This window comes from Pseudoalteromonas sp. ASV78, assembly GCF_047806705.1.
In the GTDB taxonomy this organism is placed as follows: Bacteria; Pseudomonadota; Gammaproteobacteria; order Enterobacterales; family Alteromonadaceae; genus Pseudoalteromonas; species Pseudoalteromonas prydzensis_A.
This window is the reverse complement of record NZ_JBLOPA010000001.1, coordinates 580,508-597,383: the sequence shown is the minus strand read 5'-3', so window position 1 is coordinate 597,383 and position 16,876 is coordinate 580,508. Positions and strand designations below refer to the sequence as shown.

The 16,876-nt window shown below is 42.2% G+C and carries 14 protein-coding genes and 1 pseudogene; 2 read left to right on the top strand and 13 right to left on the bottom strand.

Annotation, left to right across the window (positions count from 1 at the left end; translation table 11 throughout):
- Nucleotides 1-76: 76 nt before the first annotated feature.
- The gene (locus tag ACMVDV_RS02640) at nucleotides 77-1,357 is read left to right on the top strand and encodes a leucine-rich repeat-containing protein kinase family protein (RefSeq protein WP_416157094.1); all 1,281 of its coding nucleotides are present in this window, start codon (nucleotides 77-79) and stop codon (nucleotides 1,355-1,357) included.
- A gap of 89 nt (nucleotides 1,358-1,446) precedes the next feature.
- On the opposite strand, the gene ACMVDV_RS02635 is transcribed toward ACMVDV_RS02640, so the two are convergent.
- The 6 genes from ACMVDV_RS02635 to glk all read right to left on the bottom strand — a co-directional run bounded on the left by ACMVDV_RS02635 (nucleotide 1,447) and on the right by glk (nucleotide 8,670).
- Nucleotides 1,447-2,571 carry a sterol desaturase family protein gene (locus ACMVDV_RS02635; RefSeq protein ID WP_416157093.1) on the bottom strand — a complete coding sequence of 375 codons (1,125 nt, stop codon included), beginning with the start codon at nucleotides 2,569-2,571 and terminating at the stop codon, nucleotides 1,447-1,449.
- Between the two features lie 117 nt (nucleotides 2,572-2,688).
- Nucleotides 2,689-3,693 carry a type I glyceraldehyde-3-phosphate dehydrogenase gene (gap, locus tag ACMVDV_RS02630; protein WP_416157092.1) on the bottom strand — a complete coding sequence of 335 codons (1,005 nt, stop codon included), beginning with the start codon at nucleotides 3,691-3,693 and terminating at the stop codon, nucleotides 2,689-2,691.
- 17 nt (nucleotides 3,694-3,710) lie between these two features.
- Nucleotides 3,711-4,331, bottom strand: a complete 621-nt coding sequence (eda, locus tag ACMVDV_RS02625; protein ID WP_064667122.1) for a bifunctional 4-hydroxy-2-oxoglutarate aldolase/2-dehydro-3-deoxy-phosphogluconate aldolase — start codon at nucleotides 4,329-4,331, stop codon at nucleotides 3,711-3,713.
- Between the two features lie 34 nt (nucleotides 4,332-4,365).
- Nucleotides 4,366-6,216, bottom strand: a complete 1,851-nt coding sequence (edd, locus tag ACMVDV_RS02620; protein WP_416157091.1) for a phosphogluconate dehydratase — start codon at nucleotides 6,214-6,216, stop codon at nucleotides 4,366-4,368.
- 406 nt (nucleotides 6,217-6,622) lie between these two features.
- A complete protein-coding gene (locus ACMVDV_RS02615; protein ID WP_416157090.1) occupies nucleotides 6,623-7,636 on the bottom strand; it encodes a LacI family DNA-binding transcriptional regulator in 1,014 nt (337 codons plus the stop codon).
- Between the two features lie 35 nt (nucleotides 7,637-7,671).
- Entirely contained in the window at nucleotides 7,672-8,670 is a 999-nt protein-coding gene (gene glk / locus ACMVDV_RS02610; protein WP_304181548.1) for a glucokinase, read from the bottom strand.
- 329 nt (nucleotides 8,671-8,999) lie between these two features.
- Between glk and ACMVDV_RS02605 the strand changes: the two genes are divergently transcribed.
- Entirely contained in the window at nucleotides 9,000-10,019 is a 1,020-nt protein-coding gene (locus ACMVDV_RS02605) for a LacI family DNA-binding transcriptional regulator (RefSeq protein ID WP_304181549.1), read from the top strand.
- Between the two features lie 348 nt (nucleotides 10,020-10,367).
- Here ACMVDV_RS02605 and ACMVDV_RS02600 read toward each other — a convergent pair whose 3' ends face one another.
- The 7 genes and pseudogenes from ACMVDV_RS02600 to ACMVDV_RS02570 all read right to left on the bottom strand — a co-directional run.
- Nucleotides 10,368-10,715 (bottom strand): hypothetical protein, encoded by a 348-nt coding sequence (locus ACMVDV_RS02600; RefSeq protein ID WP_416157089.1) that lies wholly within the window; start codon nucleotides 10,713-10,715, stop codon nucleotides 10,368-10,370.
- 743 nt (nucleotides 10,716-11,458) lie between these two features.
- Nucleotides 11,459-11,932, bottom strand: a complete 474-nt coding sequence (locus ACMVDV_RS02595) for a hypothetical protein (protein WP_416157088.1) — start codon at nucleotides 11,930-11,932, stop codon at nucleotides 11,459-11,461.
- Nucleotides 11,933-12,561: 629 nt separating this feature from the next.
- Nucleotides 12,562-13,404 (bottom strand): bifunctional transcriptional activator/DNA repair enzyme AdaA, encoded by an 843-nt coding sequence (locus tag ACMVDV_RS02590; protein ID WP_416157087.1) that lies wholly within the window; start codon nucleotides 13,402-13,404, stop codon nucleotides 12,562-12,564.
- Nucleotides 13,405-13,415: 11 nt separating this feature from the next.
- Nucleotides 13,416-14,180, bottom strand: a complete 765-nt coding sequence (locus ACMVDV_RS02585; RefSeq protein WP_416159042.1) for an SDR family oxidoreductase — start codon at nucleotides 14,178-14,180, stop codon at nucleotides 13,416-13,418.
- Between the two features lie 162 nt (nucleotides 14,181-14,342).
- Complete coding sequence (locus tag ACMVDV_RS02580) at nucleotides 14,343-14,786, bottom strand: hypothetical protein (RefSeq protein ID WP_416157086.1); 444 nt, start codon at nucleotides 14,784-14,786, stop codon at nucleotides 14,343-14,345.
- 805 nt (nucleotides 14,787-15,591) lie between these two features.
- Nucleotides 15,592-16,092 carry a hypothetical protein gene (locus tag ACMVDV_RS02575; protein WP_416157085.1) on the bottom strand — a complete coding sequence of 167 codons (501 nt, stop codon included), beginning with the start codon at nucleotides 16,090-16,092 and terminating at the stop codon, nucleotides 15,592-15,594.
- Between the two features lie 487 nt (nucleotides 16,093-16,579).
- Nucleotides 16,580-16,786: pseudogene (locus ACMVDV_RS02570) on the bottom strand (alpha-amylase family glycosyl hydrolase); the annotation flags it as partial.
- Nucleotides 16,787-16,876 lie beyond the last annotated feature (90 nt).

Genomic DNA, 16,876 nt, shown 5'->3' with positions numbered 1-16,876 from the left:
ATGATTACTAAGGCCAACTTGATTGGCCTTTTTTATTTGCTAATAGTTAAACTACCTAAATAAATGGACTTGTATTTTGAATACCCTTGAACAGCTTCGCAGTGGCCAATTAACCGGGGCTAAACGCCTGCAACTTGTTGAGCAGCTCAGCACCTTCCCAGCCGAAATTTTTACCTTGGCAGATACCCTCGAAGTACTCGATTTATCAAATAATAACTTATCTGATTTGCCCGACGAATTTGCTAACTTAAAAAAGCTCAAGCGGGTGTTTTTATCGTTTAATCAATTTCAGCATATTCCACCAGTATTAGCAAAATGCCCAGCCCTTATTATGATTGCTTTTAAAGGCAATCAAATCAGCAAATTTGCCGAGCATTGTTTACCCATCACAACACAATGGCTGATCTTAACCGACAACCAGCTTGAGCAATTGCCAGAGTCCTTTGGTGAGCTTACGCAACTGCGCAAACTAGCTCTTGCTGGTAACCGGCTTACGACATTGCCACACAGCATGCAGTATTGCCAAACGCTTGAACTCGTGCGTTTATCAGCAAATAACTTAACTCATATTGATGACTGGTTGTTTGAGTTACCAAAACTCAGCTGGCTGGCCTTTGCTGGCAATGAGTTTAATAAAGCACAAAGCTTACAGAATGTGGCACTAGAGCAAGTAAAACTCACTGAGTTTTCGCTTGTAGAGCAAATTGGTGAAGGTGCCTCAGGGATTATTCATTTAGCGCACTGGCAAGAGCACAAAGTGGCGTTAAAACTGTTTAAAGGCGCAATTACCAGTGATGGTTATCCGCTCGATGAAGTAAACTGCTGCTTGCAAGCAGGCGTTCATAGTAACCTTATCAAGGTACTTGCTTACATCGATAACCCAGCCCAACTTGGCCTTGTAATGGAGCTTATTAACAAAGACTATCAGAATCTTGGCTTACCGCCATCACTTGCAACCTGCACTCGCGATACCTTTGCCGAGCATACCCAGTTTACTGCTCAGGCCATTAAACACATTGCTAAGCAAATGCTTAGCACCCTTGCCCACTTACATGCCAATAATGTAAGTCATGGCGATGTATATGCACACAACACCATGATAAACAATGCATACACAGTGCTGTTTGGTGACTTTGGTGCGGCGACAAACTTAGACTCACTGACTGACTATCAGCGCCTGCAAATGCAACGCATTGAAGTTAGAGCAATAGGCTGTTTAATTGATGATTTATTGAGTGTGTGCGCTGATGATACCAGCGATAAAACACAGTTAATAACACTTGCGCGCCAGTGTATGAATGCTGATATGGCACAACGCCCCTCGTTTGATATTTTAAAGCACGACCTTACCCTTTAGGTCGTGCTTTGAGCTAAAGCCCAACCTACAACTAACCACCGAGCCAACTGTAGGTCGTGATTTATCACGAAAATGGGGCTTAAAATAAGCTACTTTTGTTTTTTAAACGGAAATAGCTGCTGCTTTAACATACCCGTTGGTACGTAATCTCCCACTACGCCGTAGGCTTCAGGCCACTCTTTTTGGCCTTTAACGGCAGTGCCAAACACATAATCTAAAAATGAGAAATGCGCAGCATAGTTACGATCAATGGCTGCTTTATCGCTAGAGTGATGCCAATGATGAAACTGCGGCGTAACCAATAAATACTTCAACCAGCCAAATCTCACCTGTACATTGGCATGGTTAAATACCGCCTGAAAACCCACGATGATCACATATAAGCTGATCACTTGCTGCGAAAAACCCAATACAAAAATTGGCGTAAGTACTAAACTACGGGTGACTAATATCTCTAAAATATGCTGGCGAGATCCAGCTAACCAGTCCATTTCTTTGGCACTGTGGTGTATACCATGAAAACGCCATAAAAAAGGCACTTCATGGTAAGCCCGATGCACAAAATACTGCATCAAATCAGCCACTAAAATAATTAACAGCACTTGCAAAATAAACGGCAATTGATTGATATAGCCTTGTACGGTGCTCGATACCGCCCAACCAAAACCATAGTGCACAAAATGATTGGTTACTAACAGCACAAAACCAATAATCAAATGGTTAACGAAAAAGTGGTTTAAATCACCGCGCCATTCACTGCGTAATATTTTTTGCTGTTTGCGATGGGGTAATAATTTTTCAATCAGAATAAAGATTAGGGTTGAGCCTAATAAATCTAAAATAAACCAATCTAGGCCAATATAAGGCGTGTTATCGGCAAAATCATTTACCTCAACATTTGGACCACCAAACACAATGGCAAGCACAATAAAAAGCCATGCCGTCGCACCTAAGCGTTTATTTTTATTACGCACAAAGTTAAGTAACCCTAAGCTACCAGCTACTATCAGCGCAGCGAACATCAGTTGCCGTAAAAACTCAACACTGTAGCTTTTTCTCAGTTCAGGGGTGGTTAAATATTCGGGGAAATGAAAAGCGAGCACGCCTAAACATGATAGCATCGCTAAAAAGCAGGCAATATAACCGCTAATATTTCCTTCACCAATTTGCAAGTGATTGGTGCGAAATACACGACGGGGTAAATGACTGAGCATTGAATTATCCTTTTTCAATTTTTCGCTAGAATAGCATATTCATTACCAATTACTAGACGTAAAAAAGCCGCGATAGTCGCGGCTTTGTTGGATAAAGCTAAACTTTTACATGCTTAATTATAAATACTTACCGAGAGCTTTAACTTGGTCTAACATGCGGTTTGAGAACCCCCACTCGTTATCGTACCAAGCCATTACTTTAACAAGTTTGCCATCGGCTTTCGTTTGCGTTGAGTCAAAGATTGACGACGCTGGGTTATGATTAAAGTCGATAGAAACAAGCGGTAGCTCGTTGTATTGTAAAATATCTTTCATTGAGCCAACTGAGGCTGCTTTCATAATTTCATTGATCTCAGCAACAGTCGTGTCACGTTTTGTGATAAACGTAAAATCAACTAACGATACGTTGATTGTTGGTACACGTACTGACATGCCGTCAAGTTTACCCGCAAGTTCAGGTAATACTAAGCCAACGGCTTTTGCTGCGCCTGTTTTAGTTGGGATCATAGACTGTGTTGCACTACGCGCACGGTATAGATCTGGGTGATACACATCTGACAAGTTTTGGTCATTTGTGTAAGCATGAATAGTCGTCATGCTACCTTGCTCAATACCTACTGTATCGTTAATTGCTTTTGCAATTGGTGCTAAACAGTTAGTTGTACATGAAGCATTAGAAATGATGTTGCTATCGGCAGTGATCACGTCGCTATTTACGCCATGTACAACCGTTGCATCTAAGTCTGTACCAGGAGCTGAAACAACTACTTTTTTCGCGCCCGCTGTAATATGTTTTGCAGCATCTTCACGCTTAGTGAAAAACCCCGTACACTCTAAAACGATATCAACGTTTAATGCTTTCCATGGTAGGTTAGCAGGATCGCGTTCTTGGGTAAGAGTAATAACGTCGTCGCCAATCAACATAGTGTTATCAGCAAGCGTTACTTTATGAGAAAATTGACCATGCACTGAATCATATTGTGTTAAATGAGCATTAACATTAGCGGGTGCTAAATCGTTAATTGCCACAATTTTGATCTCGTTATTTTGTGCAGACTCATAAAGCGCGCGTAATACATTGCGACCGATACGGCCATAGCCATTAATTGCTACATTAATCATTTAAAAACTCCCCTTAATTATTTAATTTCACTTGCTTGGCGAGCAAGCGCTTCAATGGCTTGCCAGTCTTTGTTTTCAATCAATTTTTTATCGAGCATCCAAGTACCACCAACACAGATCACATTACTTAGTGCTAAGTAGCTCGGTGCAGTTGCTAAGCTAATACCGCCAGTTGGACAAAACGTAACCTGCGGTAATGGCCCGCCTATCGATTTAAGCATTGCAGTGCCACCCGCAGCTTCGGCTGGGAAGAACTTTAAAAACTTAAAACCATGACTTGCTAACTTCATCACTTCACTAGGCGTCGCGGCACCTGGTAAAAATGGAATATCAGTCTCTTTAGCAAGGGCTAACAGCTCATCATTTACACCTGGGCTGACCATAAAGTCAGCACCTGCCGCAACCGAAGCCTCAAAGCTTGCTTTATCAACAACGGTACCGGTGCCTACATAAGCCTCTGGTACTTCGGCTTTCATTAGTTTTACGGCTGCTGCAGCAATTGGCGTGCGCAGTGTAATTTCTAATGCTTTTAAGCCACCGTTATAAAGTGCTCTTGCAAGCGGCGCGGCATCTTCTAAATTATCAATCACCACCACTGGCACTACCGGTGCCGATGCTAAGATTTTTTCTATGCTCATTGTATGTCCTCATTACCCTGTGAATGGCTAATTATTATTCTATTCCAAACGCACTAGCGCCTAAGTCTGCGCTACTAACAATGTTTCTAAATCCTGTGAACAACTCACGGCCTGTGCCAAACGTTAAGCTAGGTACGCTAAGTTGTAATTCACGCTTTGCTAATTCTTCATCACTTACATGTACTTTTAAAATACCCGCTGGTGCATCAAGCGTCACCAAATCACCTTCATGGATTTTTGCTATAATGCCACCTTCAACCGCCTCTGGCGCTAAATGAATGGCAGCTGGCACTTTACCTGATGCGCCTGACATACGACCATCAGTCACAATCGCCACTTTGTAGCCTTCATCTTGCAAAGTTGCCATAACTGGCGTTAGCTTATGTAACTCAGGCATGCCTTTGGCTTTCGGGCCTTGCTCTTTAAGTACCGCAATGAAATCTTGGTTTAACTCACCACGTGTATACGCTTCTTGCAATGCACTTTGTGAACTAAATACTTTTGCCGGTGCTGTTACCACTTGGTGTTCGATTGCAACGGCTGACACTTTGATCACGGCTTTACCTAAATTACCGGTCAATAACTGCAAGCCACCTTGCTTACTAAATGGATTGTTAACTGGACGAAGCACATCTTCATCTAAAGAATTTTCAGGACACGGAACCCATTTCACTTTACTTGGGCCGTTTGAATCAGTGATGATCAAGTTATTATCAGTATCTAAACGAGGCTCTTGGGTATATGCTTCAAGGCCTTCGCCAACAATGGTTTTAACGTCATTGTGCAAGAACCCTGCCCCAACAAGTTCTCTCATAAGGAAACCCATGCCGCCCGCTGCTTGGAAATGATTTACATCAGCAGAGCCATTTGGATAAATACGAGTTAGCAGTGGTACCACTTCAGATAAATCTGACATGTCTTTCCACGTCAGTTCGATACCAGCCGCTTTGGCAATCGCCACTAAGTGGATAGCGTGGTTAGTAGAACCACCCGTTGATAACAAACCAACTAAACCATTAATAATGGTTTTTTCAGTTACTACATCGGCTAAACAATTCGCGTCTTTGCTTTGGATAAGCTGCTTAAGCATAGTTTCTACCGCATTACCGGTTAAACCATCACGTAACTCTGTATATGGGTTAATGAACGAGCTACCAGGAAGGTGCAAGCCCATAATTTCCATCAACATTTGGTTACTGTTCGCAGTACCATAGAACGTACATGTACCAGCACTGTGATAAGACGCACTTTCAGCTTCGAGTAAATCTTCACGGCTTACTAAGCCTTGCGCAAATTTTTGACGAATACGTGCTTTTTCTTTATTTGGAATGCCAGATTGCATTGGCCCGGCAGGTAAAAACGCGACAGGTAAATGGCCAAATGATAAAGCACCAATTAATAGGCCTGGGACAATTTTGTCACACACACCTAAACAAAATACGCCATCAAACACATCGTGTGATAATGAAATTGCAGTCGACATGGCAATAACATCACGAGAAAAAAGCGATAACTCCATGCCATCACGGCCTTGGGTAACACCATCACACATGGCTGGCACACCACCGGCAACTTGGGCAGTGGCATCATATTTTGTAGCAATGTCTTTAATTAAATCTGGGTAATCTTTGTAAGGCACGTGAGCAGACAGCATATCGTTGTATGAATTGATAATTGCTAAGTTTGGCTGTTCATCAGCTTTTAAACGTGCTTTATCATCACTGCTACATGCAGCCATTACGTGAGCAATATTGCCACACCCTAAACCAGAACGAACTCTTGTTTGTTTTTTTGCATGCGTGATGCGTTCTAAATAGGCTTGGCGAGTAGCTTTACTGCGTTCAATGACGCGTTCGGTGACTTCTTGAATACGAGGATGTAACATAAAATTCGACTCATCTCTATGGTTAGAGGATAAAGGCTCAGTGGCAAGTGCATACTCCACGAATGAACTTGCACTGAGCATCTTTGATTTACCCGTTCAAAGGTATACGTTGTCAAGTTGTCTCTCACAATCAACCTGACACCGGTGTCACTGTATTAACGCACGACTGTGACACCGGTGTCAACCTTATCCTATAAATTTAGTTTAATTATTTCAAATGACCAAATAATGACCACAATTAATTTTTTTAATTAGCCACTCTATTTTTGCTGGTAAGGTATTTTTGTAGAAACTTAACAGTGCACAGAAAAGAACACTAAACGCTGAAAAACGGGTAAAAAAATGCCCGAGTAAGCGTCACTCAAACTCGGGCAACTGTGAAAATTGGTACCTTTACAAATTAAGGCTACTTAATTTGTGCAGTGGACTCACGGGTGATCAAGCGCGCTTCCAGCGTAACTTGATATGGCTGCTCTTGCGGATCGCCAATATGCTCAATTAGTTTATTAACCGCTTGCTGAGTCATCTCCTCAACTGGCTGTGCAATAGTCGTCAAGCCAGGCCAAATATGGCGTGCAATTGGCGCGTTATCAAAACCCGCAATCGAAATATCATCCGGTACTTTTAACTGCCGTTGTGTTGCCAGTTTAAGCACCGCAGCGGCCATGTAGTCGTTTGACGCAAAAACCGCTGTAGGGCGTGGGGTTAAATCTAAAATGCTACGCGCACTGTCTACACCCGAGTGATAACTAAAGTTACCCTCTTCAACCAAGCGTTCGTTAAATTCTATACCATGGGTACTTAATGCACGGCGATACCCTTTAAAACGCTGTTCAGTGGCACTGTGATCAGGGTGACCTTTAATGAAGGCAATCGCCTTATGGCCCAAGTTAATTAAGTGCTCAGTGATCTCAAAAGCACCTTGCTCATCGTTACTACGTACTGAAATTGAATCATCTTCAAGTACCGCGGATGCAACACGGGCGTAAGGAATTTTTTTGCTTTTGAGAAAATCGACTAATACCTTAAAATCTGAAAACGGCGGCGTTAATACCAAGCCATCAAGACGAGAAGATTGCAGTAAATGTTCGATATTACTGATCAACGCATCACCACGCAGATCACATGGGTGGATCAACAAGTTATAATTGTTTTGTTGGCACGCAGCAAGCGCCCCGGTTTGTACCCGTGTGATATAACTTTTACTCGGGTTATCGTAAATACAACCAATAATAAAACTACGATTTTGTGCCAAACCGCGCGCAATAGGATTAGGGGTGTAATCGAGCTCTTTAAACACTTTGAGCACTTTTTCGCGGGTTGCATCACTCACATTGGGTTCATTATTTAAAACCCGTGATACGGTTTTTTTAGACACCCCAGCATAACTTGCAACACTATTTATAGTAACTTTCTTCATCCAACCTTCCCAATAACATCCCTATGAGCGATGTATTATGACTGCTCATTGACGTGCAAACAGGCCGCAGCACCAATAAGTGGAATATTATCTTGTGTGACGAGCGTCACAGGTATTTGGCTCACATATTGCGACATGATCCCTTTAGCACTAAAACGCTCAACAAAACGACCCGCAAGTAAACGAGCTTGCATACGCGGTAAAATACCGCCACCAATATACATGCCACCAAGCGCACCAAATGCAAGTGCGAGATCCCCTGCTACACTCCCTATCCAATCACAAAATTGGTTTAAGGTCGCATCACAAAGATCACATTCACCGCTATTTGCTAGTTCGCTAATTTGCGCAGCCGTTAAATTTTTAGCTTCAACACCTTTTACAGCAGCCATTGCTTGATATAAATGAGCAATACCTGGCCCTGAAAACACCGTTTCTACCGATACATGCGGTAACTGCTTACGTAACTGAGTGATCAATTGAGCATCGAGTTCATTTACTGCTGCAAGCGTGATATGCCCAGCTTCGCAGCTCAACACAGCACTTGCTTGAGTTGTACGTACTAAACAAGCAGCACCAAAACCGGTGCCGGGGCCCATTACAGCAATATTCGCATCAGTATCGGCTTGTCCGGCTTTAACTGCAATGTTTTGTTGTGGATCTAAATACGGCGCTGCATAAGCAAATGCAGCAAAATCGTTGATCACTTCAAGTTGCGCTAAATCAAATTCAGCTTTTACTTGTGCCACGCTAAAGTGCCAACCTAAATTAGTCAAATGTACTTGGCCAGCTTTTATTGGTCCCGCTACGGCTAAACACGCGCGACGAGGTTGAATATGGCTAACTTGCGACAAATAATGCGTCAGCGCCCCTTCCAACGAGCCAAAATTGGCGCTTGGAAAGGTAATATTATGCTCAATAACAAATTGTTTTTTTTCTAAGTTAAAGGCAGTAATTAAAGCAAAACGGGCATTAGTGCCGCCGATGTCGGCCACTAAGATAGGAGCGAATTCTGAATTTGGCTTGGAGTTCATCGTGTTTTCTCTTTTGTCTAAGCGGTTTAGATACTTAGCTATAACCGAGCTTATTATTGTAATTTCAATGGTCTTGCCATCGCCATGAGATAAACTTTGAGCTATCACCCCAAAGCAGTTACTCTAGTATAAAAAAATGCTGCCCAACTAAATGAGCAGCCAATACGTTTTGACAACAAAATGATAAAACGTCGACATTATGACACCGGTGTCAGGGTTGGATCAATAAAAATTTTAGATTACTGATAAATAGCTTGTAAAAATCAACAAATAAACGAGAATGGCACGAGTTATTTGCACTTTATTTACTTAAAGCAATTAGGTTGTGTATGAAAGGTAAAGCTACATCGTTTGACATTGCCCACTATGCAGGGGTATCGCAGTCTACTGTTTCGCGCGCTTTGCGTAACAGTCCATTGGTTAATGAAGAAACCCGCAAGCGTGTTTTTGAGGTAGCCAAACAACTTAATTATAAAGTTGATAAAAACGCCAGTAACTTACGAACTCAACAAAGTAGTACATTGGCTTTGTTATTGTTTGAAGATCCAACAGCCGATGAATCACAAATAAACCCATTCTTTTTGGCCATGCTTGGTAGTATTACCCGTGCATGTGCTGCACAAGGTTATGATCTGCTTGTATCTTTTCAATCAACTAGTGCCGATTGGCAAGCCGATTATGAAGACAGTCATCGCGCCGATGGCATTATATTACTTGGTTACGGTGATTATGTAGATTATCAAGCTAAATTTAGCAGCTTAATTGAGCAAAACACCAAATTTGTGTGTTGGGGAGCAAGTGTAGATAACCGCCCTGATCTGACCGTAAGTTGTGATAACTACGGTGGCGGCAAACTTGCGGCAGCACATTTATTACGTGCCAATAGAAAAGACTGCGCCTTTATAGGTGATGCGTCAGAGCATAGCCCAGAGTTTTTTGCTCGCTATCAAGGGTTTAAAGACGAATTTAATCAGCACGGCATTACCCTGAGTGAACGTAAAATGGCCAACGCCATTTCCACCGAAGAATCGGGCTATCATGCCACTCGTTCATTAATTGCCAACAACATTCACTTTAATTCATTATTTGCCGCCAGCGACTTAATCGCCATTGGTGCTATACGGGCACTCAAAGAAGCCGGTATAAAAGTACCCGATGATGTTCATGTTGTGGGGTTCGACAACATTGCCGTTGCCAGTTTTACTAACCCGCCACTGACCACAGTGCAACAAGATACCACCCTCGCAGGGCAAATGCTGGTTGATAATTTACTAAAATTGATCCGTGGTGAAGTAGTAGAAAACACCCTACTGCCGCCGTCGTTGATCATTCGCGGTTCAAGTGTGTAACGCAAGGTAATAGATGCTTATCGATACGAAACCCATACTAAGCCTTGTGATTGTCATATTTGACAACAACCACAAGGCTATAGAGCAGTGTTTAGTATAGAGCTGCGTACCCTAACCACATGTTTATACTGACTTCCCTACTTTCACTCTACAACTTAAGCATTCACCATGACGATGATAACTCCTTGTGATCAATGTGTACCTCTAACGTGCGGAAAATGCCGCTTAGAATCTCTCCCAAATTAGTTGACCATTACAGGGAAGGATGGTTCAAGTTGCAAACCATCCTTGAAGGTTACCAACTTGCGCTATCTCTTGATGAACATTGATGATCAAGAGACAGGTAATTTACGACTTATCATTGCACAAAGCGCTAAAAACAAGATGACTGATAGCGCCAATAGCAGCCCCTACAATTAAAGCTTTAAAACCACCAAAAAGATTTATTAATAACCAGTACCCTTGTCCTGCTCCCAATGAACCTTTTTGCATGATGTCAGCTAACATCATGTAGTTCCACCCAAGGTGCAACATCACAGGGGCAACAAATGAGCCAAGTACGAGCCAGTAAAACAAAGGTTCTATTGGCTTTTTACATTTAATATCCATAAACCAAAGTACTATCAATGGCAGTAGTATTGGAATAGATAAAACGATTGAAGTGCCAATAGCGCTTACAATAGTACTACCACCCATAACAAAACCTAAACATGCCATAGTCATTGCGATCGCAACACTACATAAAGCAATTTTGGTAATTATCGACATAAATATCATCCTTGAAAACAGCTGCACCAGTCTAAATTTAGCTAATTAAACTATCTTTGCTAGGCCAACATACTTTATGTAATCCGCTCAGCATCATCTAACATTTTTACTGGCAGTTGATTTTTTCAACCATAAAAGGTGCAGGAGAATATGGACAATACTAAAAAATAGCGGTCCTCCAATTATAAAGAGTTTATACCAGCTTAAACTTAAGCTAAGAAACTCACCTTGATAGTTACAACTCAACCAATACACATAGAGCAAAGAAACTACGCCTAAAATTAAAAATATTAACCTTTTCTTTAGCGTTATATTCAACCCCCAACTTAAAGAAGTTAGTGCTAAATATCCCAAAAGCCCGCCAACCAGTGGTAACAACCATTGCAAAGTAAAACTAAGTGGTACGAAGAAAATAGTTACAATACTTGTTAGGAAATAAAGTCCACCAATAATCATGAGAAAGGTAGCAGGCAGCCAAGCGAACACGATTGTTAGTCCAATGAGTAGATTTCTCAGGAACATATTTTAACAGCCTATTATGTTTATAATTTTGCATTGCGAGGGTAACCTCGATGTCATTGCTACCCAGCTAAATTTAGTTTGAACGCTAAAATAGGCTAACTTGCTATCTGGTTGATACGCATTGCTAAGGGAATTCATTAAGGATTTTATTATATTTTTTGCGCTATAAAATGGGGTACATCAATTTTTTCACCGCCATTTATAAAGTGAGAGTCAAAAGCGTATGCCATTTTTTCCAAAGGCGCATCATAATAACCTTTCGTTTGAATTTCTGTTATGTAACGTTCCATAAAGGCAATTGACCCTAGGATCTGCCACTGCGCAACATGAACCAGTTCATGAAAATGCAGACGTAAATCAGATGCTAAATGAGGAAGAACGTAGTAAGTGTTTTTATATGTAATCCCATTTACATCCATATCGATGAAGTCACCTAATCCAAGGTCTCGTAACTCTGGAAAATGAGGCTTTGGAATTTCATCAACAATTACAAAATATGCCTGTTGTAAAAAATCCAAAGAATAAAAGCCTTTAAACTCGTCAAAAAATTCAGCGCAAGCTACCCTTTGTTCTTGGTGCTTAAGGTTTGTCTGATCAATCCATTGTTCAATTTGCTGCAACATTCCATATTCCATAAACATATCACGAGTTCAGATAGTTACTCGTTATTTGAGGTTCTTCACAAACAATAGCCTAGTTCCTATTTTGATTCAATCGGTTACTTCTATTTCTCGTAAAATATAAAAGAAGGCTTGGTGCTGTTTTAATTGGCGTTTTGGAAGGTATTACAGGTGTTTGAGTGGCTTATTTGAGGGAGTAAGGGCTTACCCTAATTAGTGCATCGTGTTTTGCAGCTTTTTTATATTGTGAAAAAAACACTAAAGTTGCCGCAGTAAAAAAATAGGTCAAATCCTGAGGGATCCCTCAGGGTCACCCATTAGAAAGTTCCGGTCAAGCAGGCAGCTGTGTTTTCTTGATCTTTTTATTCAAAAAACCAAGTGTTGTTATTTTTTTAACTCACTTTAAATATGACTATGCACCCAATAATGACGTCGTTTGGTGTGAATATGCACCAGTCACCCATTTGGTTCTAAAATCAATTTCCCACGTTTTTGAAAAATCGAAACCAGAATCTTCTAGCCGTCATAGAACATCACCGTCAACATCATTTGGGAAATTCAACCAACACTCCTTGGCACCTAACCGCCCGCCATCAGCCGAGCGAGATACGAGTGTCGGTTGCATGGCATTGTTATAGCGCAACCGGTTCATCACGCATTTTTTCCCATGTTTGTACCATAAGCTTCTTGGTTGGTCCCCAGCGATACCCCCCCAGCGCGCCACTTTGCTGTATAACTCGGTGACAGGGGATCAGCAAAGCAACTGGATTTGCTCCAATAGCGTTACCAACAGCCCTTGCAGACCTCGGTGCGCCTAGTGATCTAGCTACTTCGGCATAGCTGGCCACAGCACCCGGTGGTATTTTCAGTAGAGCACGCCACACGGCGATTTGGAAATTTGTCCCTGTCACATGGAGCGACAGCGGACCTTGCCTGGAAGCTGTGTCACTGCTAAAAAAGGCATCAATAGCATGGCGCGTAGATGCCAGGCTTTCTCTGATCGAACTGAGAGGCCAAGCGTTATGCAAGTCATCCAGCAACTCCTCCATGCTATTGAAGTCCATAAATGCTGCTCGGCAAACACCACGCCGGGTTACTGCCACAAACATAGGCCCCAGTGGGGTAGGATGCACTCCATACTCGATCTGTACCTCCTTACCTCGATTTTTATACTCGCCGGGGGTGACTGCTTCCAGCTGCACAAAGTGATCATGCAACCTTGAACTGCCGCTTAACCCAAGCTCATGTGAGACATCAAGCAAGGAGCGAGAATTATCCAGCAATCCTTTGCCCCGCTCCAATGTCAGCACCTGTAAAAAGCGCTTCGGCGTAGTACCAGCCCAGCGACAAAAAAGCCGCTGAAAATGATACGGGCTCAGATGCACATGGGCGGCTATCTCTTCTAAACTGGGCTGATCAGCCGCCCTATCGACTAAATAGGCCATAGCGCTTGCGATTCGGTCATAATCTGACATGGGGCGGCCTCTCAAACACGATTGATAGATACACCGCCATCGACCAGCATTGCAGATCCCGTGGTGAAGCTGGAGGCATCAGAGGCAAGGTACAATGCAGATTGGGCAATTTCATCTGGTGTCGCCATACGCTTAAGAGCATGCAGATTATGCACAAATGCCAATGCTTCTGGCGTATTGGCAAACTCACGTCCTGCCGGCGTATCAGTACCACCGGGCAAAAGGGCATTGACCCGGATATTCTGAGGGCCGTGTTCGGATGCCAGCACTTGAGTCAGTCCAATAAGTCCCGCCTTACTGGCTGCGTAGGCTGCCATGCCTGGCATACCTGCGGTGTAACCAACGAAGGTAGAGGTGAAAATTAACGAACCTCCTTTTCGGGCAGCCATGGCGGGCAGCTGGTACTTTGCGCCCAAAAATGCGCTGGTTAAGTTGGTCGCAATAACTTGATTCCAGTCCCTGAGCGACATATCCGGGACAGGGCCCATGGCACCCAGAATGGCAGCATTGTTAAAAGCGATATCCAAGCCACCAAAGTGGCTTACTGCCTTATCTACCAAAGCTTTGGCAAAAGCTTCTTCGCCAACATCACCGGCTAGTGCCAGTGCCTGCCCGCCTTCCGTATTGATCAAGTCCACCAGGTCATCAAGCTCCTGCTGTCGCCGTGAAGCCACCACTACGGCAGCACCTTCTCTGGCAAAAAGCTTCGCGGTTGCGTAACCAATGCCGGTACTGGCACCGGTAACAATAGCTACTTTGTTGGCAAGTATAGTCATCATTATTCCTCTAGGATCTGCTTACTATAAAAGGGCATATGCCCGAACAGAAGCTATATTAGGAGGACAAACGACTAATGCCGACCCGAATCTTGCTGTATTTAAATTGCGTTATAACGCTCAAAGCAGGCGTGCGTTTACGCATCGCCCTGGCTGTGCTTGTTATGTGCCTGATTTTGCGGCAGTACTATGTTCAATACTACCAGCAATAAAACAAACGCCAACGTACAACCAGACAGTGCTAGCAACTATTTGCCAGATATCTACACCGGCGGCTGTAACAAATGTTGGAATGCCAATTAACCCTCGCACAGTACAAAGCAACGCGATGGTAATTAAAGCAGGTTTAACTAATGGAACCTTGCGAATTAAACCAACGGCTGAAAAAGCAAATACCGTACACGCAAACATTAAAACTGCAACGATTACAGTACCGACAGGTGCGAGCAAAGTACCTTGCTGGGCTGAGTCTATAAGTTGCTTAGGCGCTCGCGCAAAAGCAAACCAGCTTGGGCCGCCCCAAATACACAGCAGATGCCAAATAGCAGCTGCCGACGCTATAACGCCACCGCTAATTAATAGTTTTGATTTAACACTAAAACTCAATACGAGCTCCATTCTGCTTTAGCACATAACGAGCCCGTAGAATAACTCGTTTTTAATTTATTTTTATTGGTGCATTAACCATAGCCGAGTTCCTATTTTGATTCAATCGGTTACTTCGATTTTACATAAAATATAAAAAGAGGATTTGCTGTTGCCTTAATTGGCGTTTTGCAAAGACATTACAAGTCTTTGAGTGGCTTATTTTTCAGAGGTAACAGCTTACCTTTTTAGTGCATCGTGTTTTGCAACTTTTCTATATTATGAAGAAGGTAATACAACTGCCTTGGGCGCTCACTTTAGTTTGTCCGCGCAAGGTCAGTTTATTCATGCCTTTATTGACTATTATATTGCGCTTTTTACTTTAAGGAAAACAGGTTCAATGCACCCGAGTCGCTTGCCAACACTTATCAGCTAACAATAAATGTAGATCACTGAACCGCCGGAGAATAAGAATGTGTTATTGGCAGCAATGTCGCTCTTTATAAAAAAATAGCCCGTACTAAAGTACGCAGTTTAATGAAATTGGGGGTCAGTGAGCGACTGGCCATAGCATGCGGTATCACCAGTACCTAAAGTAGGCGCTTGAAAGCAAAGGCCCTTGTAGAAGCTCAAAAACAAAAGGAATTAACATTGCGCTAGGCAATAACTACTTAGCTTCACAAGGTTTAGTGTCATTGAGAGATATTTGGATCAATATTCATTACGGGAGATGAACCGCCCATTGCACTTCTTGTTAATAAAAAGCGCACGATGGGTGGTGTGGGGGCTGGAGGTTAGAGACCTCCGGCTACCCGATTATACGCTGTTACTTTTTAGGTGACCAAGTTTCTGAATTATTCTCAATGTAATCTACAATTGCATTAAACATTGGATACCAAGTATTACTATCATTAACACCTGCCCATACATAATCAAAATGTTTTTCAACTATGAAGATATCCTCAAGAGTATCTGGTTTCGTTAAGATGAATTGGCCATATGTTTTACCTCCAACCTCTCTTGTATCAAAACGTAGCCATAAAAATGGTTTGTAAGCTTTAAAAGCTTTGTTAATGCCAATTTTATCTCTTATAGAAGGAACCTTATCTGTTAGGTCATTTTTAATTATTAATGTTTCTAACTCATCTAAAGTTATAGTTTTATCAAAATAATTAACATTAGCTATTTGACCTTTCACAAATTCATTATCGGGAAGTAATAATAAATTTTTCATTGAATCAAGATCTGTTTTGACGTTAGTAACAACTGTTGCTTGCGTTTTTGTCGGAAACCTACCTGTTTCAGGGTCAAGTTTGGCAACTTTCATATTTGTACATGCTGTTAGAAAAGTAATAATCATTAAACATATGGTTTTCCTTAAGAACTTCATTTTAACTCCTGGCTTAGATTGATATAAAAATACGTATAACGCCTTGCTCACCGGAAAATCGTGAGCGCAGCGAGTGATTTTTCCGTGTGCAGCAACTTGTGTACGCCCGACATGGGCATTGACTTATGAGGTGAAAGTCCTCTGTAGGAAGATCACCGTTTAAATAACATACTGTTATTAAACGATAGACACTCGCGAATGGCAAGGGCTAAATCGCGAGAGATAGTCTGGAGGAAGCCGCTAGCAAATCTGCGAGCTGATGAACAAAAACATCATATGAGGCGTAGGCTGGAGACGAGCTAGCACAAGATAGCGAAGTCATGTGATCTAACGGCCACCGTAAATGCAAAGAAAAACAAAGAAAAAAGGACAGGCACATATTTGTGACAAATAAACTAACAACTCTCCTGTTGCAGGTAACCTTGCTCATAATCGCGTAGGCTGCTATTTCTATGGTAAATATGCTACTTAAAAACTTTATTTTCTCTACGAGCCACTCTCGACGATGATCGAAGTTTTTACCTGTGTATTTATCGTCACCACACAAAAACGCTCGCCTAACGCATCGTGAGATTAAGTGATAATAAGGTGTGGACGCTAAATCAATAAGCTTTTTTCTTGCCCGGGTCATACATATCAACTCCAGTTAAACTGTATATAAAAACAGTAGTTGATACTATGGATTTTGCAAAAAATTTGCAAAGAAATGTGCCTGTCCTAT

Excerpts from the sequence above, each read along its gene's own strand:
- gap (WP_416157092.1), bottom strand. The coding sequence starts at position 3,693 with ATGATTAATGTAGCAATTAATGGCTATGGCCGTATCGGTCGCAATGTA.
- ACMVDV_RS02615 (WP_416157090.1), bottom strand. The coding sequence starts at position 7,636 with ATGAAGAAAGTTACTATAAATAGTGTTGCAAGTTATGCTGGGGTGTCT.
- ACMVDV_RS02600 (WP_416157089.1), bottom strand. The coding sequence starts at position 10,715 with ATGGGTGGTAGTACTATTGTAAGCGCTATTGGCACTTCAATCGTTTTA.
- ACMVDV_RS02635 (WP_416157093.1), bottom strand. The coding sequence starts at position 2,571 with ATGCTCAGTCATTTACCCCGTCGTGTATTTCGCACCAATCACTTGCAA.
- ACMVDV_RS02585 (WP_416159042.1), bottom strand. The coding sequence starts at position 14,180 with ATGACTATACTTGCCAACAAAGTAGCTATTGTTACCGGTGCCAGTACC.
- ACMVDV_RS02590 (WP_416157087.1), bottom strand. The coding sequence starts at position 13,404 with ATGTCAGATTATGACCGAATCGCAAGCGCTATGGCCTATTTAGTCGAT.
- ACMVDV_RS02605 (WP_304181549.1), top strand. The coding sequence starts at position 9,000 with ATGAAAGGTAAAGCTACATCGTTTGACATTGCCCACTATGCAGGGGTA.
- ACMVDV_RS02575 (WP_416157085.1), bottom strand. The coding sequence starts at position 16,092 with ATGAAAGTTGCCAAACTTGACCCTGAAACAGGTAGGTTTCCGACAAAA.
- edd (WP_416157091.1), bottom strand. The coding sequence starts at position 6,216 with ATGTTACATCCTCGTATTCAAGAAGTCACCGAACGCGTCATTGAACGC.
- eda (WP_064667122.1), bottom strand. The coding sequence starts at position 4,331 with ATGAGCATAGAAAAAATCTTAGCATCGGCACCGGTAGTGCCAGTGGTG.
- ACMVDV_RS02595 (WP_416157088.1), bottom strand. The coding sequence starts at position 11,932 with ATGTTGCAGCAAATTGAACAATGGATTGATCAGACAAACCTTAAGCAC.
- glk (WP_304181548.1), bottom strand. The coding sequence starts at position 8,670 with ATGAACTCCAAGCCAAATTCAGAATTCGCTCCTATCTTAGTGGCCGAC.